Origin of the sequence: Coleofasciculus sp. B1-GNL1-01, assembly GCF_040220235.1 — a bacterium.
In the GTDB taxonomy this organism is placed as follows: domain Bacteria; phylum Cyanobacteriota; class Cyanobacteriia; order Cyanobacteriales; family Coleofasciculaceae; genus Coleofasciculus.
Genome location: NZ_JAVJTO010000051.1, coordinates 148,304 through 171,544, shown reverse-complemented (window position 1 = coordinate 171,544; position 23,241 = coordinate 148,304). Strand labels below are relative to the sequence as shown.

Here is a 23,241-nt window from a genome sequence, read left to right as displayed (position 1 = left end):
TCTTTTTCCCGCCATGCTTCTGTGGTTCAGGCTAAATGGGCGCAAATGGAAAATCAACTTCAACGGCGGGCTGATTTGATTCCTAATTTAGTTCGAGTCACTCAAGCTTACACCGAACATGAGAAAAAAAATGGGTCTTTATTTCAGCAATCTCGTCAGGCTTATTTACAAGCGGATACCCCAGAAAAAAAGCGGCGGCTGTGGAACAAGTGAATGACGCGATTAATCGTTTTTAAGACTATGCCACCAATAATTCTCAGTTACAATCAAGTCAATTATTTGCGAACCTTCAGTATGAAATAGCCAGGACAGAAAATCGCCTTGCTGTAGAACGGATGCGTTATAATCAGGCGGTGCAACGGTACAATCAAACGATTCAGCAATTTCTAACTCAGTTTTGGCACAGGGGTTAGGGTTTGAGGCGCAATCCTTTTTCCAGACGGCAACCCCTAAACCTTAACCAGGACGATTCTCACGCTAATCTGATTCGTCTGATAAGTTAGGGGATAGGAAGGGCGGGTTTTGCCTGTTCAATTATCACACGCTAGAAAGATTAATCCCTAAACCCGTCCCTACAGGGATGGAAATTTTGTGTCTGATATCAATAACGTCTCTTGCTTTAAATGTTGAATTATTTGTTATTGCCGATATAGAACGAGTATGTTATCGTGTTGGTTGATTTGAGCTGAATAGCACTGACGTAAGCGTTTTATGAATCGATGTAATACATCCATAGATTTATAGTCAGCGCTGAGGTGTTTATGGCGCTAAAGCGCAACTACGAATGAAGCTAGCTTAGGTCAGTAGTATTCGCCTTTATTGCGTGAGTTTATCGCCTTCATGCCATCCTCAAATTACGACCACTTATTTAATACTATTGAAGAGTTAGTGCTGCATCATTCTCCTAGTGGTGCAGAACGAGAAATTGATCAACTGCTAATCAGTCGATTGCATGGCTTAGGGGTTGAATCGTGGCAGGATCGAGCTGGGAATATTATTGCTAAGATACCGGGTCAAACCCCTGAGCGATCGATTGCGATTACTGCTCATAAAGATGAAATCGGCGGTATTGTTAAATCGATAGGCGAACAGGGACAAGTGCAAGTCCGCAAACTCGGCGGCTCATTTCCCTGGGTTTATGGGGAAGGCGTTGTCGATTTATTAGGGGATAATCAAACCTTGAGTGGGATTCTTTCCTTTGGATCACGTCACGTTTCCCATGAATCTCCCCAAAAAGCACAACAAGAAACTGTCCCCGTGCGTTGGGAAGAGGCTTGGGTGGAAACGAAATGTACTCTAGCTGAACTTGTCGCTGCTGGGGTGCGCCCAGGAACCCGCATGGTTGTGGGAAAGCACCGCAAGCGACCCATACGCCTCAAGGATTACATTGCCAGTTATACCTTGGATAACAAAGCCTCTGTTGCCATTCTGTTGAGTCTCGCCGAACAAGTCAAAACTCCCGTTGTGGATACTTATTTAGTGGCGTCGGCGAAGGAAGAAGTTGGCGCAATTGGCGCGTTGTATTTTAGCCAAAATCACTCGCTTGATGCTTTAATCGCCCTAGAAATCTGCCCTCTCTCCTCAGAATACCCAATTGAAGATGGGGAAGCACCTGTGCTGTTGTCCCAGGATGGCTACGGGATTTACGATGAGGGACTCAACTGGGAACTGCGACAGGCGGCGAATGGGATTGGTGTTCCTTTACAGCTTGCCACAATTAGTGGGTTTGGCAGCGATGCGTCTATTGCCATGAAGTTTGGTCATGTTTCCCGCGCCGCCTGCTTGAGTTTCCCGACACAAAACACCCATGGCTATGAGGTGGCTCATTTGGGTGCGATCGCCAACTGCATTTCTTTGCTTGACACGTACTGCCAGACTCAGTTCACCTGAGTATCACAAAACGGCGACGGATAACAACTCCCTTTATTAAGATACAGTTAAGGAAAAAATGCGACAGTGAAGATTGTGTAAATATAGGTAGTATAGGCTTTTGAGAAGCAAATCGTTCAGTATACTAGATAAAAAGCGAAGGACTTAACCAGCCGTTAGCGCTGAAAAAACAATTCTTTAAGGTAGGTTTACCATGTTGCATATCATGCTAGTTAGCTCAGTTAGTCTTTACTTAGTCGTAGCGGTACGCTTGTTAAACAAGTGGTTTACCTGTTTAAGAGAAGATAATACGTTATCGGAAGACGATAAACTGAGCTGTGGAGTTTGTTTTGTTATCGCCACGATTACTTGGCCCCTATCTGTACCCTATTCCTATCTCAGATTATTAGAAGGACAAAATACTATTCCTCAAGATTCCTGATTAAGTTGAATCTGCTTAAATAAAAGAAACGTGGCAAATAGGAAGTCGTAGAAAATAACTATCAACTAAACCGAAAGAAACCGAATCAAGCCACCACGGATCAACTTTTCAATAATCCAACTCCTTACGCTATTTTCGGGGTGGATTGACGCGCTCCGAAGAGTTCATAACCGAAAACCGATCAACAAAGCTTGTCTTCAACCGAACGTCATGCAATCAATCGCGTATGAGTAATCAAGATTCTCTGGGTTGAGTAGAAACAAAAGTATTCACATCTCTACAGCATACATTTGTGATTGCAGGAGTAGTGATCAATACAACGCAATGGCAATCAAGTGACCATTCGCGCATTATTGGAATGCTTACGGTGTCAGCATGGGGAATTTTGAATTTGCCAAGTAGCCAAACTCTATCGTTATGGGGACAGAGATCGCCCCCACAGACTGTCAAAATTGAAAAACAAGTGACAACACTTTGAGGAAAACGATATGACGGCTACTTTAACAGCACCTCAATCGATAGAATCTTGGTTAGGTGAAGAGGCAGACAATCTATTGACGTACAACGCCAAAGTGGATAAACGTCTGTTACATTTACCGAGTCCAGACTGGGTGGAACGGATTTTTGCCAATAGCGATCGCCCTGCCCCAGTGTTGCGTAGCCTTCAGCAGATCTACTCCAGCGGACGCCTTGCTAATACGGGTTATCTGTCTATCCTACCCGTAGACCAAGGGATTGAACATTCCGCCGCCGCCTCTTTTGCCCCGAACCCGGTCTACTTTGACCCGGAAAATATTGTCAAACTTGCCTTGGAAGGCGGTTGTAATGCGGTTGCTACGACGTTAGGGGTTTTGGGCATGGTGTCTCGCAAGTATGCCCACCGTATCCCCTTCATTGCTAAACTGAACCACAATGAAACGCTGACGTATCCGAATCGATATGATCAGCTAATGTTCGCCAATGTCGAGCAAGCCTGGAACTTAGGCGCTGTGGCTGTGGGGGCGACGATTTACTTTGGGTCTGAGGAATCGAGCCGCCAAATCGAGGAAGTGAGTAAAGCATTTGCTCGCGCTCATGAGTTAGGGATGGCAACAATCTTGTGGTGCTATTTACGCCATAGCGTTTTTAAGCAAGATAAAGATTATCATCTTTCGGCTGACCTCACGGGTCAAGCCAATCATCTGGGTGTTACCATTGAAGCCGATATTATTAAGCAGAAGCAGCCTGAATGCAATAATGGCTATGGTGCGGTGGCTAAAGCTACGGGCGAAAAATATGGCAGAACAGATGATCGCGTTTATACGGAACTCACCAGTGATCACCCCATTGATTTGACTCGTTATCAAGTTCTCAACTGTTATGCGGGTCGTGCAGGTTTGATTAATTCTGGCGGTTCATCGGGGAAAAATGATTTTGCCCAAGCTGTTCGCACTGCTGTGATTAATAAACGGGCTGGCGGTTGTGGACTGATTTCTGGACGCAAGACATTTCAGCGTCCCTTCGAGGAAGGTGTTAAGCTGTTCCACACGATTCAGGATGTTTACTTGTCCGGCGACGTGACCATTGCTTAATCCTGAGTTAAATCAATCTTGGTTGGGGCGGGTTTAGTTATATCTGTTGTGAGGCAAGACACGATAATGGTGAAACCCGCCCCTACACAAAACTTTAACTTCCTCACTTTGACTGTTGAGTTGAAACCCAAGAATATTTTGAATAGACTAGTACCGGACGAGTCCGGGGTGTCTGATGGGCGGAGGTAGCCTTCTTACAAGGTGAAATCGAAGCACCAGTCAGTTTTGAGACCGACTTAGGTACACTATTCGTCCGGTTTGTAAAGTCACGATTGTGTATTCTAGTAGAATGGGCTTCTTAAAAAAGAGGCTCACACCACCCCTAGACTCGTCCGCCTCTTTTTCCCATCAAATAAATGTAGAGTCCAGGATGCACCTAGAAAAATGCTTCTCTGATGAGAATATCATTCGTGAGTTGTGTACCCTGCGAGTGACACTTGCTAAGAAGCGACATGACAAACAATTTCTCTACAACATATCAAAAGATGCACCTCCACCCATACACCCTGATCGGCTTGACCAGCTTTCAAAAACAGACAAAATAATTCATGATTTATTCCCACCGCGAAAGCAGTGGTATCGTCCGAATCGTCACGAACGCAAGAATAAGAGCAGTATAGAAATCAACAAGTTAGCTCTTAGTAAAACTGTGTTGCGGGTGCGTAATAATCCTAAGTATAAAAATGAAATATGGTTAAAAAATCTTAATAAAAAAATTGACGAAATCAAGAGTGCTGCTCTAGGATTTACATATCAAATGGGAGCATCAAATTTTTGGATATTAGCTCTTTCAAAGGGGTCTGAAACCCTTGCAAGATGCCTACTTTGGGTAATGTTTGCTCCCTACTCCATGAGTAAGCCTTGTATAAAACTAATTCCAAAATCTGATGAGCATAGTTATCGTATAATTGCTGTATACGAAAATATAGTTGATCGAATTATAGATAAATTATGCGCTCGCTATTTTTGTAAAATATTTGACAAATTTTTTTTGGATTGTTCCTATGCCTTTAGAAGTGGCAAGAATCATCATGAGGCTTTTAAGGCTATTATCGAGTATAGAGAACAGAGAGATGATCAAATTCTTTGGGTTGCTGAATGTGATATTCAGAAGTTCTTTGATTGCGTACACCATCAAAAAGCTAAAGATACTCTAAATTTAGCAATACAGCGGATAAATTCAGGTGAACCAGCAGTCGATAAACGAGCCAGAGAAATTTTTGATGCATATTTAGAATCATATTCCTTTTCAGGGTATGCACAAAATGAAGCTGATAAATGGTTTAAAGAAAAAGATCCTGAAGGTTATACAGGATGGCCCGAAGATGAATTAAAACAATTCTATAATAATCCATCAAATGAATATATCGGTATACCCCAAGGAAGTGCGCTTTCATGCTTAGTTGTTAACTTACTGCTCGATCAAGCAGATCGGCAGGTACTCCAAGATCCAGAAAAACCCGATCCAGATTTATTTTATGCTAGGTACTGTGATGACATGATTATTGTTCATCCGGATAAAGCAAAGTGTCATAGTGCTTTTGAGCAATATAGAACAGCACTGAGTTCACTTAACTTACTGCCTCATGATCCCTGGCAGGTTGAGAAGTACAACAAGGGCTTTTGGGATAAAAAATCTAAGTCTCCCTACAAATGGGCAGCTAAAGACAATGCGGCTGCTGTTCCTTGGGTTTCCTTTCTCGGATACCAACTCCGCTATGATGGATTAATTAGAATCCGCCCTTCTTCAGTTGAAAAAGAACTCAAAAAACAAGTTGAACAAGCTGACAATATTCTCAAGTACGTTTGTCCTAAGCAGAAATCAACAAATTCTTCTGAAAAATCATATTCTCCTGGTACGCGGAGGAGCAAAGGTCAAATTATTTATAGACTGCATCAGAGACTTATTTCAATGTCCGTTGGACGCAAGCAAATCGGAACTCCACCAGACGCACCTTCAGTATTTTGTTGGTGTGTTGGTTTTAAAGAACTTAAAGGGCGGCGTATCGTTTGTTCCCAACTCAAACAATTGGATCGAGGACGGGAACGTCAACTTCGTCGTGTTAAGCGACACCTAAAAGATCTAGACATTCCTTCTAATGCTAATGCTGACTCCCATCATGATCGGCTTAAATACCGAGGACATCCTTTCAGTTATTACTCCCTTAACTGCTCAACAAATGCCCCATGTTCCGGTGTCGCCAATCCCTCCTGCAATACTGACAGCACTTGAGCCAAATCCCCTGCTAACAAGGCGGGTACAGCTAACCACAATCCCGGAAAAACCTCACTCCTGACAATCCCTTCATCATCCGGTTGTAGGGAAACATAGTCACCATCTCGTAATCTAAACCAATCGAGGCGTTGGTCATAAAATTGCCACACGATGTATTCCTGCACCTGATTACGACGGTATTGTAAAGTTTCAATAAGAATATAGTCAGATGTAGTCATGTTGGGTAATATATACATGAAACTCTCTCTCCGACTATCTATACCAAAAAAGCAGGAATCAGTTATCGAACTGCCTTTATGTGGTGGAAACAAGGAAATTTGACAGGTCATCAATTTAAGAAGGTCGAAACGAAAAACCGAAAAGATTATAGCCGAATTAAAATCTCACGGACAATAATGCGACTAGCTCAAAGACATATAATTAAAAAGGGGCATCGTTTTTGGAGGTCGATAGATCGCTTGTCTTGGCAGTCTAAAAATCTTTACAACTCAGCCAATTATCTCATCCGTCAAAACTGGATTTATGGTCATGGGTATTTGACTTATAATCAGATGGCTTCCTTAATGAAAGAGACCGAACAATATAAAGCCTTACCAGCTAAAGTATCACAGCAAGTTTTAAGAGGATTAGATCGGAACTGGAAATCATTTTTCGCCGCGACCTCCGAATTTAAAAAGCATCCCGATAAATTTATAGGCAGACCGAAAATCCCTGGCTATAAAGATACCAAAAAAGGACGAAATCTGCTAATTTATACAATTCAAGCGATAAGTCAAGTAGCCAGAAGAAAAGGATTAGTCAAGCTATCAGGAACTAATATTGAGTTGACCAGTCAAGTGGCTAACCGTATAGCAGAAGTAAGAATCATTCCGAAATGTGATTGTTATGTAATCGAGGTAATTTATGAAGAAAAAGAACAGTTATTAACCCCCAATGAAAAGATAGCAGCAATAGATTTAGGTATAGATAATTTAATGGCTGTAACTTCAAATCAACCGGATTTTACTCCTTTGTTGATTAATGGCAGACCGTTAAAAAGCCTAAATCAATTTTATAACCAGCGTCGAGCGAAGTTACAATCTCTGTTAAAAGGCAATCACAAAAGTTCCCAAAGAATCCGTCGTTTAACCCGTTGCCGTAATCAGAAGATAGATAATTATCTTCATCGAGCTAGTCGTTATTTAGTCAATCTTTTAGTTGACCAAAATATCACGACTTTAGTTATTGGGAAAAATGACGGTTGGAAACAAGAAGTGAACTTAGGAAAAGTCAACAATCAAAAATTTGTGACCGTTCCTCATGCTCGATTAATTGACATGATTATTTACAAATGTCAATTACTAGGAATATCGGTGATTCTTCAAGAAGAATCCTATACCTCAGCTTCTAATTTTTTGAATTTAGATCCTCTCCCCGTTTATGGTAGAGACGCGCCATGGCGCGTCTCTACTGAAAAACCCGTTTTTAGTGGAAAAAGAATTAAACGAGGTTTATATCGTACAGAGCAGGGGGTTCTCGTTCAATCTGATGTCATCGGTTCCTACAATATTTTACGAAAAGCATTCCCATAAGTTTAACCGCTATGGGATAGAGAGGTGCGTAGTTCACCCCAGGAGAATTAATCTCTCAAAGTAAAAGCGAAGGGAATTTCTGCAATGAAATTCAGTCTGTCTATATTTGACTATACTTTTACCAACTATATCCAAATTGTGCCAAGTCAAGAGTCAAAACTCACTTAGAGCAAGGATAATGCTGCTCTAAAAATGCTTTGGCATCTGCCTCATTCTGAATCACGCCATCCAAAGTTGCGGCTAACAGGGCATCTAATATCTCCTTATAGTGTGGTCCTGGCTTATACCCCAAACCTTTGAGATCATTGCCATTAAGAGGAACTTGCACGATTGCCAAGTTTGTGAAATAGTGCCACAACTTGCGCCGAATTGCTCTAGAACTGTGTACGGCAATCAAAACCAATGTGGGTAATTTATACTGACGTAGCAGCCAAACGACTTCACTGGGACGCTGACATTGGGGTAGAGACTCTACCACCTCAGTTTGGGCTTGTCCGAGATGCTGCAGTCGCTCAATACTATCAATAGGCAGTTGTAAATTTTCTGCCACTTTGCCGCGTTCTTGAGGGTCTAGATAGGCAATTAACACCTCTAGACGCATCTGCCAATGTTTGAGGGTTTGGTCAGGGTCAAAGCGTCGTAACCAACGGTCAATTAGACGAACCCGCCACCATAACAATGGGTCAAGCTTTAAGCTGGGATGAAGACAGCGTAATGCTCCGAGTGAGCCGATGAGTTGGAATGCCCGTTGCCAATAGGGGGCTTCTAGGATGTACTTTAATTCGGCTTTCAAGCGGGTTTCTAGGGCAGGCGCTCGCGTCTTTGCTCCTAGCGATCGCTCATAAACGCCACTCTCTAACGCATACTGGATATAGTCTTGGGTTTGGGGTTCCAGTTCAAAGCCTAAGCGCACGGCAAACCGAACGGCTCGATAAATGCGAGTGGGATCTTCGATAAAACTATTGGCATGCAAGACGCGAATTTGACGCGATCGCAAATCCAACATCCCACCAAAAAAATCCAGTAGGGGCAACGCCTCACCTCGCCTCCCCGTCAGTCGGGCTGCCATAGCGTTAATCGTAAAATCTCGCCGATAGAGATCCTGGCGAATAGAACTGGCTTCCACTTCCGGATTCGCCGCTGGATAGGGATAAAACTCAGTCCGAGCCGTGGCAATATCAATCCACAAGGAATCCAACACCGGGTCATTATGCCACAGTAATGCTGCCGTTTGAAACGCCCCATGAACCTCTAAGCGAGCATTCGGATACCGTTCTCGCAAGGCTTTCGCCAAGGTTACTCCTGCGCCCACATCAGCCGCCCGATGAAACCCATCAACCACCAAATCTACGTCTTCTAGGAGCAAAGGTTGGCTCTCATCCGCCAGCAATACGTCACGAACGGCTCCCCCCACTAAATAGAGATGCCAACCCCGTTCCTGGGCTTCCTGGGCGGCTTGAGTGAGCAATTGCCACAGGGCAGGAGCAAGGCGTTCCCGCATATTTAACAGGCGGGATGAGGGATAGGTCATCGGGATGGGGCAAGTCTCTCCCCAGCGCTCTTGATCTTGGCGTACTTGTCGCAGGACATCAGTACGAGTGACAATCCCGACTAACTGCCCATTCTCTAACACGGGTAAGCGTCCAATATCATAAGTCACCATCAGCGACTCAATTTCTGGCAGTGAGGTTTGGGGGGTAATGGTTTTCAGGTTTCGGGTCATATACCCTTTAACTGGAGCATGACCTAAACCGTGATGCAGCGCCAGATCAATATCTCGCCGTGAAATAATCCCAATTAACTGGTCATGTTCATCAACCACAGACAGTCCAGAATGCCCATAACGCAGCAAAATCCGCTGTGCTTCGCCAACGGTGGTATCGGGGCGAATAGTTCGCACCGGGGAGGACATTAACTCCAGGGCGCTTAGGGGTTGGGGAATTTGCTCCTTGAATTGATCAACGAGTTGGGGCAAAACCTCTGGGGGATTTTCATGGCGTAGGGTGACGGCGGCGGCTTGAGAATGCCCCCCTCCACCTAGGGGTTGTAAGAGCGCATTTAAATTCGTGCCAGGAATCCGCGATCGCCCTATTATCGTGAGACGGGATGATTTTGATTGTTGATGGTTGGATTCTCCCCCATCTCCCCCATCTTCCCCATCTCCCCCATCTCCCCCATCTCCCCCATCTCCCCCATCTTCCCCATATTCTGCCGCCAGCAATAGGGCGTCGCTTTCAGTCAGATCAACTAATCGTGAGGCTAAACTTGAGAGTCCCGGTACATAGTCTTGAGTTTTCAGGAACACCCAGGACAGGGTATTACCTTGATAATTTTCAGATTTTAACTGCTCTAGGGCTGTGGTGAGCAGTTGTTGCAACTGGGGCGAAAGTCCTGGATCAACATAGTCAGCAATCTGGCGGATATTTGCCCCTTGTGCCATTACCCAAGCCAGAGCCATGGCATCCCGTGGGGTGGTTTGGTCAAAGGTTAAGGAACCTGTATCCACATGGATACCGAGTGCCATCACCGTGGCTTCGGCGGTGGTTAATTGGATTGAGGTTTGTTGTAATTGCTCGACGATGAGCGTTGTGGTGGCACCTACAGGTTCAACCTGTCGGAATGTAGCAGGAATATCACAATGAGTGTCGCCGTGATGGTCGTAAAGTTCAATGGCAGTAAGATGAGGCAAGTCGAACCATTGAGCGGCTTTCCCTAAGCGATCGCGCTTTTGGGTATCCACCACGACGAGGGAATGAATTTGATCTACTTTAACCGAACGTCGTTCAATCAAAGCATACTCATCCCGATGCAGTGCCAAAAAATCCCGAACCGCCGGGTGAGCGCCGCCTGTTAGGACAAGTTTCGCTCCTGTTTTCAGGCGCGTCAGCCCAACAGCCGCTCCGAGGGCATCAAAGTCGCTAATCGTGTGACACAAGATTAAGTCCATGGTTTGTCATTTGTCATTTGTCATTTGTCATTTGTCATTTGTCATTTGTCATTTGTCATTTGTCATTCGTCATTTGTCATTTGTCATTCGCCATTTGTTTGCTCCCTCTGCTCCCCCTGCTCCCCCTGCTTCCCCTGCTTCCCCTGCTCCCCCTGCTTCCCCTGCTCCCCCTGCTTCCCCTGCTTCCCCTGCTCCCCCTGCTCCCCCTGCTCCCCCTGCTCCCCCTGCTCCCTCTGCTCCCTCTGCTCCCTCTGCTCCCTCTGCTCCCCCTGCTTCCCCATCTCCCTCATCTTCCTCATCTGCCATCTACTTTGTTGTTGATTTTCAGTTTTTTCAAAAAAGCGGGTCAATTTTTGGTAGCTTACAATCAGAAGGATTTAACGTCTTGAAAGGCACAACAGGAAATGTCTATCTTATTTCAAATATCACTGGCAGCTTTGGTAATTTTGTCATTCGTCATGGTGGTGGGCGTTCCCGTCGCCTATGCTACCCCCCAAAACTGGGAGCAATCAAAAAATTTGATTTGGATAGGTTCAGGGCTTTGGCTGGCTCTGGTCATTGTGGTTGGCGTCCTGAACTATTTTGTGGTAGCCTGACTTTCTCCCCGCCTGAATGATTAAATTCAGACGGGGCTTCTTCACCAACAGACAGATGCTCATGACGCAAGAGGGCAAAGAAAGATAGCCATGGCAGTTTTTGAGGGAAATTTTACATCAGCCAGCTCCCTGCGCTTGGCAATTATCATCGGTCGATTTAATGATCTCGTGACAGAGAAGCTATTAGCCGGGTGTCAAGATTGCCTGAAACGCCACGGTGTTGATCCCAATCCTCATGGCTCCCAAGTTGATTATATTTGGGTGCCAGGTAGTTTTGAAGTCCCTCTCATGGCTCGTCAAGCTGCCCTTAGCCACCGCTATGATGCGGTGATTTGCTTGGGCGCTGTCATTCGCGGTCAAACCCCCCATTTTGATTATGTGGCGGCTGAAGTCTCTAAGGGCATTGCCGCCGCTAGCTTTCAAACTGGAATTCCTGTAGTCTTTGGAATTCTAACGGCTGATACGATGCAGCAAGCCTTGGAACGGGCAGGAATTAAGAGTAATAAGGGTTGGGAATATGCCATGAGTGCCTTAGAAATGGCGAGTTTAATGCAGCAGTTCAAGGGGCAAAATGGCTCAACCTCTTATAATGCTTATGATACAGCAGGAACTACTCAGTCCTTACCTGTTTCATCCGGGCGGTCTCTTCCTTCAGAGTCCGCTTCTGAATACAATGAGTCTGGGAATTCATGAGCCACTCATCAGATCGGGAAACATGCCAAAGCCTGTCTCGGAACAGAGGAGCTATGGCAAATAACAAATAACTTGACAAACCCGGATTATTCTGAGACACTGTAAAAAGCAAAATAAATGCGGGTATAGCTCAGTGGTAGAGCGTCACCTTGCCAAGGTGAATGTCGCGCGTTCGAATCGCGTTACCCGCTTATGTAGAGACGCGCCATGGCGCGTCTCTACTCTACATTATTTCAGCGTCTCTACATTATTTCAGGCAACGTCTCTACAATGATCTGTCCTAACCGCTATCCCCTGAAAAGTCAGGTCTATAATTGGTCAAGGGAAAGGAAAGCGCTAATATTAGAGCATGGGCGTCTCCAAGAAAATCTCAGTTGGGAATTTGTGGGGATAAGTTTAAGCTATAGTGATTTACTATGCAAGTTAATCGTGTAATCAGGAACACTCAATCATCAACGTAATCTTGGTTTTGAATAGCGCTTGTGCCACCTCAGAAAGCTCAAAAGATAGATTTAAGTAAGGAATATCCCTGCCCGTGTCGGCGGCGGGGGTGTTTAGTGCCGATTACCCTGACAGAAGCCTTTGGCTGTAATCGCTGTCAGCAGATTTTCGTTCTTGAAGAAAATGGGCTTACAATCGAGCAATTATCGACGACTTATCCCTACAAAAAAACGTGGCGTTGGACAGGTCATCGCTGGGTGAGTACCCAAGGGAATCTTGGGGAAAGCTACCTACCTGTAGCCCTCTTAATCGTGCTGGTTTTGCTGATTGTCTGGTTACCCCTAGCGCTGCAATCTCCAACCGGTCCTTCTATAATTCTTTGGGCATTACTGGCAGTGATTTTAGCCGTCTTGCCAGCGCTTATGGTTTGGTTAGCTTATCGGCGTTCGTAAATGATGGATATGGAAGCCTCTGATCCTACGCCTCAGTCCAACCCTGTGATTGCCAGATCATATCGGGCATCTGTGGTGTTGGCAACCACAAAAGGAGTTGAACGATCGCGTGGCGTTCAAGCAATGGTAAAAGCCCTGCAAAATGCGTTTGATGATATTTTGGATGCCAATACCATGGACTTGGAAGCCAGTCGAGAAATGGCAGTTCCTGATTTGGTATTAGACTGGCTGAAGCTAACGCCAGAACGACTTCAGATTGCGATTGGGATTTTGCAGCGGATTGGGGAATTATCTGATCCGATTCGTCGGGTGATGAATGCGTCTTATCAACTTGACCATTCTCAAACCTATTGTCAAATGATGCCGTTGGGCGTGATTGCCTTAATTTATGAGGCGTTCCCTGAGTTAGGTGCGATCGCGGCTGGTTTTTGTATTAAAACCGGAAACAGTTTGATATTAAAAGGAAGTAGCGAAGCCAGTCAATCGAATCAAGTGATTGTCCAAGCATTACAGAACGCCTTAGACGAGGCGGGTTTACCCTCAGGTTGTTTGGAATTGTTCCCTTCAGAACAGGGGGCTTCTATGCGAGATTTAGTCACACGGGATGACTATTTAAACTTGGTGATTCCTTATGGACGCCCGACGCTAGTGCAGCAAGTCTTGCAACAAGCAACGGTACCCGTTTTAAGATCAGCGATGGGGAACTGCTATCTCTATTGGTCGGCATCAGGGACTTGGGATGGAGTGCGATCGATTATTTTAGACAGCCACGCCAGTATCCCTGATCCAGTGAATGCGATCGAAAAAGTCTTGATCCATCGTAATCAAAAGCCATCTTCGTTAATGAATCTCTGTAAGAGTTTGAGCGACAAGGGCTTCAAACTCAAAGCCGATGCTGAGTTGGTGGCAAAGTTTCCCGATCAATTGACTTTAGCGTCTGAATCAGAATGGAGTCAACCGTATTTAGATAAGGTTGTTGCCTTTAAATTAGTCGATAGCACCGAAGACGCGATCGCGTGGATTAATCAATACAGTAGCCGCCACGCTGACTGTGTAGTGACTGAATCTTACCTAGAAAGTCGCCAATTCTCCCTCAAAGTGGATAGTGCTTCGATTTATCTCAATTCCTCACCGAGATTTTCCCGCAATCCCAAACGTGGGGACTCGGTGTTTCTGGGGATGTCCAATCAGAAAGGGTATCGTCGCGGGATGATTACTCTGGAGACATTAACCACACTCAAACAGGTGGTTCAGGGGAATGGGCAGTTTTAGTTATAGCGCTACGCGCCAGGAAATAGGCAATAGGCAATAGGCAATAGTGAAGAAAAAAGCTTACCTTACAAGGGATTGAGCGATTTTGAATTTTTCTTGATTTGTCCTAACGTATCTGCGTAGTGCTATAACTGAATAGAGTTGAGTTTATTTCCATCAACCTACTTATAACTAATTGGTTGTGTTTTTTCTCTTAACTACCACGGATTTCCGACTAAAGTAAACGCACTCCAATAATAGGGATGAGTTAAATTAATATTTCCCTGGTTGAGTAATTCCTCAGGTAAAGAAATCCTAGCCGATGGTGTGACTAATTCATCGCCGTCTAACTGCACTTCCCCCCGCATCATTGCCAATTGTGCCTGTCGCAAGGCTTCAGCTTTAATCGGGGCTTGTTTTAACTGTTGATAAAATGTGGTCATCAGTCCTAATGTCCCGGTATCGCTGACATACCAGAGGCTACCTAGCGCTGATTTTACCCCCGCTTGTACGGCTAATCCGGTAAAGCCTAACTCGGCTTGTTCATCCCCTAAGGCTGAACGACAGGCACTTAATACCATCAGTTCAACTGGGGGATTATCTAATTGTAACTCTCGCAATTTGTCGAGGGTTAATCGGGTATTCCAAAACTGAATATAGGAGTTACTAGGTTTACCTGCTTTAAACTCTCCATGGGTAGCGAGATGGAGAATGCCAAAGGGTTGATTAGCGCGGGCTTCTTTGAGATTATCTAGGGTGAAGTTTTGGTTCAGAAAGGATTCCCCTGACCACAACTGATTGGTAATCAAGGATAATTCTTGGGGGACAGCAGGTAAGGGGTCTTGTTCCTTAAATCGAGAAGCGCCCATGGCTAAAATATTAGCATCTCGGATATCTACATATCGGGTATCAGTGAGGCTAAAACTGGGCATTAACCCGACGCTATAGTTCTCGATAATAAATTGATTTCCGTCATAGAGTGTGGCGATGGGGAGGGAACGCAAGCCTCTATCCATCACAAAGCTAAGATTATTAATTCCTTGGGCTTGTAATTCAGTTTCGATGGGGGAAATTAACCAATTATAAAGTTGTTGCGCTGAGGATTTATAGGGGCGAGGAATGCGAACATTGGTGACAGCGCGACGTAATTGTTGTACTTGTTGCAGGACTTTCTCTCGGGTTGCACCGGGAACCGGACGACGAATGATGTCTCCAGAAGCGGTAACCAGGACGAGTTCGAGTTGGTCAGTGGGTTGGGGATTGGGGTTCGTTGAAAATTGTTGGTGTTGAGGCGTGGAAGCATTAAATTGCCAGAGGATGTCGTCTTTGGGATTGGGTTTTTCGGGAGTGGGGGTTTGGGGTTTGAAGAAGGCGTAAATTAGGGCAGGTTTGATGCCAGTAAGTTGTTCAATTTGATTAAGCTGGGCTTTGGTTTCTTGAGGGGTGATGGTGCGGGTATTTCTAACTCCGAGATGACTTTCATAGGCATTGGTGAGGTTGCCTTCTTGTTGAGCGACTTCCGTTTCGGCGGCTGGGGTTGTGGTGGTGTTGGTGGTGGTGGGAACCGATGCTGATTCGGCGGGTTTGCTGGTGTCTTCGTCTTCGGTTAATTGATTGTTATCTTCTTCGGGAAGTTCGCTAACTTCAGTGGGTTGGATGACATCAACGGGATTGATTTGAGACTCATCCACAGGTGTCATCGGTGAATCATCCACAGGTTCTTCTTCGGGAATTGTCGGTGCATCAACACTAAGAATTTCGATGTCGCCGTCTATTTGGGTAAACAGCAAGGATTGGGTGGGAAGGAGGGTAATATCACCATCGGTAATTGCACCAACTGTACCATTGGTTGTGGCATCACCAATAATAAAGGGAGTCTCGCTGTTACCCCCATGGCGAATCGTAATACTACCATTATCATTCCCACCCGCGCTAGAAATGCTAACCTCTTCACCGTTAGCATCTGTAAAGGTATCTGTGGCGCGGAAAAATTGACCTGCGGTAATATCAATGTTTCCGCCTTTGCCATTGTTACCCCCTTCAGCGTTAATAAAACTGACTTCAATATCACCAATGGGGTCAAGGGTAACATCACCGCCATCACCAGAACTACCACTACTATTAATTTCACCCAAAGTCATTGAGTTCAAGGCTTGGATAAAAATATCACCGCCACTGGTTCCAGAACTGGTTAGGTTGTTGGTGGTAATCACGCCATTATTGCTGGTTAGGGTAATGTCTCCACCGGGATTGAGGGTTGAACTGGTATTGATGTTGGCGGTATTAATGGTTTGATTGGCGGTAACGGTAACGGTGGTGGCTATAATATTTTGGGTGGTAACAGTGTTAGCACGATTAATCGTCAGGCTATTTAAGGGAGTGATGTTACCGATGTTTCCTGTGGCGTTAATGTTACCTGTCCCAGCATCAAGGGTGAGTGTCTGAGTGCCATTAATTGCGCCGTTAAGATTGATATTACCTGCACCATTGTTGGTATTCAGGAGGACAGAATTTCCCAGATTGGTGTTCCCTGTAATCGTAATGGTCTGGTTATCGGTGGCGATGGTAGCGTTCAGGTTTGTGGTGGCACTGTTGAGGGTAATCGAGGCGTTCCCTGACCCGGTTATGCTGCCGTTGACATCAATGGTTCCGCCTTGAATGGTGACTGGTTTGTTAAATGTAATGGGGTTGATGGTGACAGGGTTTGTGTTTCCTTGTCCGATGGTTAGGGTATTAAAGTTGGATTGGAATGCATTTAATTCACTGGTTGTCAAGTCTAAAGCGGCGGTGTTGTTATTGGTTGCGCCAATGGTGATGGCTTGGTTAGATGTGGCAGGTTGTAAGGTAAGGAGATTACCGTTTGTGATTGCATCTGAATTATTAATTTCACTGGCTTTTAAAGTTAATGAGTGACCATTGGCATTTAAGCCGGAGGCAAAAGACAGAGTGGTTAGTCCAGCATCTAAGGTCACATCGTTGTCTAGAGTGACTGGACTATTAAAGGTAAGGTTGTTTCCTGTGGTGATGTTTCCGATAAGGCTCGTGTTACTTGAATTTACGTCTAACCTGCCGTTAATTGTTAAAGATGACAGTTGGATGGTATTGGTGTCGTTGAGGGTAACGTTTCTGGCACTGCTAACGGCGACTGTGTTGAAGTTATTGTCAGCATTATTCAGGGTAATATTGTTAGGGGTTCCGGCAGCTAGGGTGGTGATGCCGCTGATTTGCAATTGACCACTGTTGGTAATTTCTCCGTTGGCTATGACGTTTAGTTGACCCTCAATGTCTGAAGTTCCTAGGTCTATGGCATTTTGATCTTGTAGGGTGACATTATTTCCACTGCTTATGGCAATTGTACTTAAGTCGTTGTTAGCATTATTCAGGGTAATATTGTTAGCCAGTCCTGCGGCTAGGGTGGTGATGCCGCTGACTTGCAATTGACCACTGTTGGTAATTTCTCCGTTGGCTGTGACGTTTAGTTGACCCTCAATGTCAGAATTGCCTAAATCTATAGCATTTTGGTCTTGTAGGGTGACATTATTTCCACTGGTTATGGCAACTGTATTTAAGTCGTTGTCAGCATTATTCAGGGTGATATTGTTAGCCGCTCCTGCCGCTAGGGTGGTGGTGCCGCTTACTTCTAATTGACCACTGTTGGTAATTTCTCCGTTGGCTGTGACGTCTAGGGTACCCTTAATGTCTGAACTGCCTAAATCTATGGCATTTTGATCTTGTAGGGTGACATTATTTCCACTGCTTATGGAAACTGTATTTAAGTCATTGTTAGCATTATTCAGGGTGATATTGTTCTCTGCTCCTGCGGCTAGGGCGGTGATGCCGCTGATTTGCAATTGACCACTGTTGGTAATTTCTCCGTTGGCTGTTACCGTTAGTTGACCCTCTATGTCTGAAGTTCCTAGGTCTATGGCATTTTTGTCTTGTAGGGTAACATTATTGCCACTGCTTATGGCAATTGTACTTAAGTCATTTTCACTATTGTCTAGGGTGATATTGCCATTCTCCGTCGCGTTCAGGGTCGTTGTTCCTGACACTGAAATTGGAACACTTTGAGTAATACCTGGAGTGCCTGTAACATTTTGTAAATTAGGAGCAGCCGTAGTCAAGCTCACCTTACCCTCAAAAGAGTTTCCGGGTTGATCGAGAGTAATAGCATTTACTGTTGTTAATGGTGTTCCAATAAATTCCTCTCCTTCAGCCTGACTTATCACCGTCAGATTCCCACTCACATTTTGAGTTGCAGGTTCAGTTCCTAACTCAATGGAACCGACTTTGCTGATGATTACATCTCCGTTAGAAGTTGTCAGTAAAGGTAGGACATTATTTGCATTAGTTAGGGTGACTGTGGGTGCATCGTTAACCTGAGGCGTTCCTGCTACTTTCAGCGCTCCTGTTTGATTGACATCCCCAGTTGAGTTGAGGGTGAAGTCACCGCCAATCAGGGAATCACCTATAACTGTGCCATTTGGGTTACTGTTGGTGATGAGAACATTGCCAGCGTTTGCTAAAGTTGTTTCAAAGCTTGCATCACCCATTACATTGAGAGCGCCACTGTTGGTAATTTCTCCGTTGGCTGTGACGTTTAGGGCACCCTCTATGTCTGAAGTTCCTAGAACTATGTCATTTTTGTCTTGTAGGGTGACATTATTGCCACTGCTTATGGCAATTGTACTCAAGTCGTTGTCAGCATTATTCAGGGTAATATTGTTAGCCACTCCTGCGGCTAGGGTGGTGATGCCGCTGACTTCCAATGGACCACTGTTGGTGATTTCTCCGTTGGCTGTGACGTTTAGGGTGCCCTCTATGTCAGAAGTTCCTAAATCTATGGCATTTTTGTCTTGTAGGGTGACATTATTCCCACTGGTTATGGCAATTGTACTTAAGTTGTTTTCACTATTGTCTAGGGTGATATTGTTAGCGGTTCCTGCTGCTAGGGTGGTGATGCCGCTGATCTCCAATTGACCACTATTGGTAATCGCACCATCAGCCATGACATCCAATGTGCCATTAATAGTAGAAGTTCCCAAATCTAGTGCGGCATTATTTTGGATAAAAATATTGTTAGTTGAATCTGCTGCTAATTGAATAATCGCTGTTGTTAATGGTTGAGCATTTGTACCCACTGCACCGGATGTGTTCAGTGCCAATGTTCCGTTCCCACCTATCGTGATGGTTGAACCTGTGGCAGTGGGGGTAACTCTTCTGGTATTTAAGGTCAATGTGCCATTATCACGCAAAATTAGAGGCTTCGTGAAGGTAAGATTGCCGCCACTGATACTTAGGTTAAAGGTTTCTCCACTCAGGTCAAGTTCTGTTGTATCTGAGTTAATTTCAATGGCTCCATTTCCCCCACCAATGGTAACGATACCAGAGGAGTTGAGTTTCTCTGTCAATTCTGTGGTGTCGAGATGGAAATTCCCCGTTGCACCAGTTCCGATACCAATTGTCGTGTTGCCATTGGGTTGGAGAGTTATATTTCCCGTATCAGCATCAATCGTTGAGTCACTACTAGCAGCCAGGTCAATATCATCCGCCGTCACGGAAATATTACCGCCGTTACTATTGATAATGGCAGCATTGGCGGTATCAGTCATTTCGCCATCTATGATAAGAGCGACATTGCCACCATTGGTATTCACATTTAGCGCACTAACAGAACTTCTCAGGTCAATAAATTGATTACCCCCTGATGTATCCACGGTCAAATCGCTGACGTTAGCGCGAATCGCCCGTTGTTGACTGCCAAAATTGCCTGTCCCACTAATCTGCACAGATAGTGGACCAGCAAGGATGTCGCGAGAACCATCATCGTCGGTAATTGCACCACCACTAGTGAGAGCAATCTCACCCCCATTCAGTCCGGCGTTGAGATCCAGTTTTGTTAGTCCATCTTCCTCGCTGATGAACTGGTCACCTTGGGCAGTTGAAGTGTCTACACTCAACTCATTAACATCAGTTTGAATCGGGTTAGTTTGAGTACCCAAGTTAGTCTCTGGGGCATTTTCATCATCTGGATCATCAGGAGATAAAATCAGGTTAGCGACATTGGCTGTGATATCTATGTCAGGGTCATTGTCCGTGATTGACTCATTAACGGTAAGAGCTATATCGCCCTCTCCGGCTTCGAGATTGAGTTGAGTTACACCACTTCTAAGTTCAACAAACTGACTGCCCCCTTCTGCCGATGTATCCACGGTCAAATCGTTGACGTTAGCGCGAATCGCCCGTTGTTGACTGCCAAAATTTCCTGTCCCGCTAATCTGCACAGACAGTGTATCGGCGAGGATATCGCGAGCACCATCATTGTCCGTAATTGCTCCACCACTGGTGAGGGCAATCTCACCCCCATTAAATCCGGCGTTGAGATCCAGTTTTGTGATAGAACTCCTCAGGTCAATAAACTGACTACCCCCTTCTGCCGATGTATCCACGGTCAAGTCGCTGACGTTAGCGCGAATCGCCCGTTGTTGACTGCCAAAATTGCCTGTCCCACTAATCTGCACAGATAGTGAACCAGCAAGGATATCGCGAGAACCATCATCGTCGGTAATTGCACCACTACTGGTGAGGGCAATCTCACCCCCATTCAGTCCGGCGTTGAGATCCAATTTTGTTAGTCCATCTTCCTCGCTGATAAATTGGTCATCTTGGGTTGCGGAAGTGTCTACACTCAATTCCTTAACATCGGTTTGAATTGGGTCATCTAGAGTACCTAAGTTGGTCTCTGGGGCATTTTCATCATCTGGATCATCAGGAGCTAGAGTTAGATTAGCGGCATTGGCTGTGATGTCTGTGTCAGCGTCATTGTCTGTAATTGATTCATTGACGCTGAGAGTTATATCGCCCTCTCCAGCTTCGAGATTGAGTTGAGTTACACCGCTTCTGAGCTCAATAAATTGACTGCCCCCTTCTGCCGATGTATCCACGGTCAAATCGTTGACGTTAGCGCGAATCGCCCGTTGTTGACTACCAAAATTGCCTGTCCCGCTAATCTGCACAGATAGTGAACCAGCAAGGATATCGCGAGAACCATCATCGTCGGTAATTGCACCACTACTGGTGAGGGCAATCTCACCCCCATTCAGTCCGGCGTTGAGATCCAATTTTGTTAGTCCATCTGTCTCGCTGATGAACTGGTTCCCTTGGGCAGTAGAAGTATCTACACTCAATTCCTTAACATCGGTTTGAATGGGGTTCTCATTTGTACCAAATGCTGTGGCTGTGGCATCAAGGGTATTGGCTGTAATTACTCCCCCTGCACGGGTAATGGCTCCATTGAAAGAATTTAGGGTAACTGTGCTGGTTCCGGCATTCAAGTTGGCGTTTAATACAATCCCGCCTGTGCCGTTATTGGTGTTGAGTTCAATCGCACCATTGGTTGTGGAGATATCGGCATTGACTTCAATTCGGTTTCCAGCGTCAGCCGTTAGTCCCACGCCGTTTCCTGTCATATTAACGGCATTGGTAAAGGTAATATTATTGCTAGCTTGTAGAGTCACATTGCTGGTCGCGCTATTGATTAAACTTGGATCGATCTTGGCAATAGTAGAATTATTTGGAGGAGTTGCAGGATTAGGAAGGTTAGGGTCATTTGAATTATCTACATCGTCTAAACCGTCTGCAAACTCGTCACCATTACCCGTAACCACTTCTATATTGGTTGGGTCTAATAATAATGTGCCGATATTTCCGTTAGGCGCTAGGGTATTTACACTGCCGTTATAGTCTAAAAACTCTTTTCCGGATACTTCAACTTTTCCACCATCTCCTGCTTCTGTTCCACCTTGGGCGCTAATTGTGCCGTAGAATCGGGTAGCGTTATTTGACCACGTTACGACTTCTCCACCTTCTCCATTGGTGATAGCATCAGCCTTAATCTCTGAATCTGGGCTGACATAGGTTCTTGAGGCGTTGGGTATCGTTCCTTGTCCCTGATAAGCGCCTCCTATTTGGACTATCCCACCACCATGGGTTCCTGATGCGTCTACGTTGGCGGCAATTAGACCTACTCTATCGCCAATAACATTAATCTCACCTCCGGTTGAGGATGAGGGTGCAAGGCTGGGTTCCCCTACAGCCTCTGTGTGAGAAGCATCAATTTTACCGGATATAATAGCTAAGCCTGTCTCTTGTGGTAAGGTGACTCCAGTCTCTGCCAGTTGTACATCCCCTGATTGGTTAACCTCGACGCCTGTTTCAACTTCCTCACCCGAACCCGTTAATAATTCGGCTAAATCCCCTGGCTGAACTGGCAATAGTTCACCATCCGGAGTTCTGGGGGGTTCAACTTCCAGAGACAATAATCCCCCAGGACGAGAAATTTTGACTAAATTGGAACCGGGAACGGCTGCAACAGTAATACTTCCCCCTGGTGCGGTGAGTGTCCCGGTGTTAACGACATTGCCAGCCAGTAGGGTTAAGTTTTTCCCGTCTGATACGGCTAAATCCCCTGCATTAACAATACTTCCCGCTTCTGTTCCATCAAAGGCAAATTGGTTAGGTGTGCCGACTAAGTTCTGATAATCATTCTCGCCAATAGCATTAAACCAATTACCATCGCCAAATCCAATGGCGTCGGCGGTGGTGGCGGTAAAGTCACCGGGGACATTGAGTTGGGTATGTGGACCCAAAATAATCCCCGCCGGATTCATGATATATAAGTTAGTATTATTGCCGCCTGTTACCTGAATTAACCCGTTTATTACAGAAGCGTCACCGCCTGTGACGCGACTGAGGATATTGTTTAAATCTGGATTGGCTAAAAAGTTAGCGACTTCTTCGGGATTTAAGCCAAACTGCTGGAAACTGTGGAAGAGGTTTTTGCCATCAGCCGACAGACTCCCACCGGAAATGTCGATGCGGTTCCCATCCGGTGTGACAATTGTGCCTGTACCATCGGCTGCTGGAGTTATTGATTGTGCCAAGACTGGAGAATTAACCACCAGTGAAGCGATACCCAAAAGTATACCTTGGCACAAAGACAGCAAGACGGATAAGCAACGCCAGCATAACCGAGCTGATTTCATTGGTTCAACACCCTGTAATCGTATGCTTGATAGTTTCGCTTATTCTGAGTGTTTTGGGTTTTATTTTAATAAAATTAAACAATATTTAGTTTTGATTCATTGTGCTATTCGACTAGCAGGATGAATCA

General features: G+C 45.2%; 14 protein-coding genes, 1 tRNA gene and 2 pseudogenes. 13 read left to right on the top strand and 4 right to left on the bottom strand.

Features of this window, described 5'->3' with window-relative positions; all coding sequences use genetic code 11:
• Nucleotides 1–45 precede the first annotated feature (45 nt).
• From RID53_RS12985 to RID53_RS12960, 6 genes are all read left to right on the top strand, one after another.
• Nucleotides 46–213 (top strand): LemA family protein, encoded by a 168-nt coding sequence (locus RID53_RS12985; protein ID WP_446388488.1) that lies wholly within the window; start codon nt 46–48, stop codon nt 211–213.
• An 86-nt stretch (nt 214–299) separates the two neighbouring features.
• Nucleotides 300–413, top strand: coding sequence for a LemA family protein (locus RID53_RS12980; RefSeq protein ID WP_446388538.1), 114 nt, complete (start codon nt 300–302; stop codon nt 411–413).
• A gap of 427 nt (nt 414–840) precedes the next feature.
• Nucleotides 841–1,890 (top strand): M42 family metallopeptidase, encoded by a 1,050-nt coding sequence (locus RID53_RS12975; RefSeq protein ID WP_446388487.1) that lies wholly within the window; start codon nt 841–843, stop codon nt 1,888–1,890.
• A gap of 205 nt (nt 1,891–2,095) precedes the next feature.
• Nucleotides 2,096–2,311: a hypothetical protein gene (locus RID53_RS12970; RefSeq protein WP_446388486.1), complete on the top strand. Its 216-nt coding sequence runs from the start codon at nt 2,096–2,098 to the stop codon at nt 2,309–2,311.
• A gap of 488 nt (nt 2,312–2,799) precedes the next feature.
• The gene (locus RID53_RS12965) at nt 2,800–3,882 is read left to right on the top strand and encodes a class I fructose-bisphosphate aldolase (protein ID WP_446388485.1); all 1,083 of its coding nucleotides are present in this window, start codon (nt 2,800–2,802) and stop codon (nt 3,880–3,882) included.
• A gap of 370 nt (nt 3,883–4,252) precedes the next feature.
• A complete protein-coding gene (locus RID53_RS12960) occupies nt 4,253–6,115 on the top strand; it encodes a reverse transcriptase domain-containing protein (RefSeq protein ID WP_446388484.1) in 1,863 nt (620 codons plus the stop codon).
• Here the strand turns inward: RID53_RS12960 and RID53_RS12955 are convergent.
• Nucleotides 6,040–6,297, bottom strand: a pseudogene (locus RID53_RS12955) (Uma2 family endonuclease); the annotation flags it as partial. The gene RID53_RS12960 and the pseudogene RID53_RS12955 sit on opposite strands and share 76 nt — an antisense overlap.
• A 216-nt stretch (nt 6,298–6,513) precedes the next feature.
• On the opposite strand from RID53_RS12955, the pseudogene RID53_RS12950 reads away from it, so the two are divergent.
• Nucleotides 6,514–7,753 (top strand): annotated as a pseudogene (locus tag RID53_RS12950) (RNA-guided endonuclease InsQ/TnpB family protein).
• Between the two features lie 96 nt (nt 7,754–7,849).
• Here the strand turns inward: RID53_RS12950 and RID53_RS12945 are convergent.
• Entirely contained in the window at nt 7,850–10,636 is a 2,787-nt protein-coding gene (locus RID53_RS12945; protein WP_446388483.1) for a CBS domain-containing protein, read from the bottom strand.
• 69 nt (nt 10,637–10,705) lie between these two features.
• Nucleotides 10,706–10,942 carry a hypothetical protein gene (locus tag RID53_RS12940; protein ID WP_446388482.1) on the bottom strand — a complete coding sequence of 79 codons (237 nt, stop codon included), beginning with the start codon at nt 10,940–10,942 and terminating at the stop codon, nt 10,706–10,708.
• A gap of 98 nt (nt 10,943–11,040) precedes the next feature.
• Here RID53_RS12940 and psbZ point away from each other — a divergent pair, with 98 nt between their 5' ends.
• The 6 genes from psbZ (at nt 11,041) to RID53_RS12910 (ending at nt 14,090) form a co-directional block, all read left to right on the top strand.
• Nucleotides 11,041–11,232 carry a photosystem II reaction center protein PsbZ gene (gene psbZ, locus RID53_RS12935; protein WP_446378093.1) on the top strand — a complete coding sequence of 64 codons (192 nt, stop codon included), beginning with the start codon at nt 11,041–11,043 and terminating at the stop codon, nt 11,230–11,232.
• Nucleotides 11,233–11,322: 90 nt separating this feature from the next.
• Nucleotides 11,323–11,925: a 6,7-dimethyl-8-ribityllumazine synthase gene (ribH, locus tag RID53_RS12930; protein WP_446388481.1), complete on the top strand. Its 603-nt coding sequence runs from the start codon at nt 11,323–11,325 to the stop codon at nt 11,923–11,925.
• 119 nt (nt 11,926–12,044) lie between these two features.
• A tRNA-Gly gene (locus RID53_RS12925) sits at nt 12,045–12,116 on the top strand.
• A gap of 16 nt (nt 12,117–12,132) precedes the next feature.
• Nucleotides 12,133–12,360, top strand: coding sequence for a hypothetical protein (locus RID53_RS12920; protein ID WP_446388480.1), 228 nt, complete (start codon nt 12,133–12,135; stop codon nt 12,358–12,360).
• Nucleotides 12,361–12,407: 47 nt separating this feature from the next.
• A complete protein-coding gene (locus RID53_RS12915) occupies nt 12,408–12,818 on the top strand; it encodes a hypothetical protein (protein WP_446388479.1) in 411 nt (136 codons plus the stop codon).
• A gap of 9 nt (nt 12,819–12,827) precedes the next feature.
• The gene (locus RID53_RS12910; protein ID WP_446388537.1) at nt 12,828–14,090 is read left to right on the top strand and encodes a glutamate-5-semialdehyde dehydrogenase; all 1,263 of its coding nucleotides are present in this window, start codon (nt 12,828–12,830) and stop codon (nt 14,088–14,090) included.
• A gap of 197 nt (nt 14,091–14,287) precedes the next feature.
• Here the strand turns inward: RID53_RS12910 and RID53_RS12905 are convergent, their stop codons facing one another.
• Nucleotides 14,288–23,113, bottom strand: coding sequence for a CHAT domain-containing protein (locus RID53_RS12905; RefSeq protein WP_446388478.1), 8,826 nt, complete (start codon nt 23,111–23,113; stop codon nt 14,288–14,290).
• Nucleotides 23,114–23,241 lie beyond the last annotated feature (128 nt).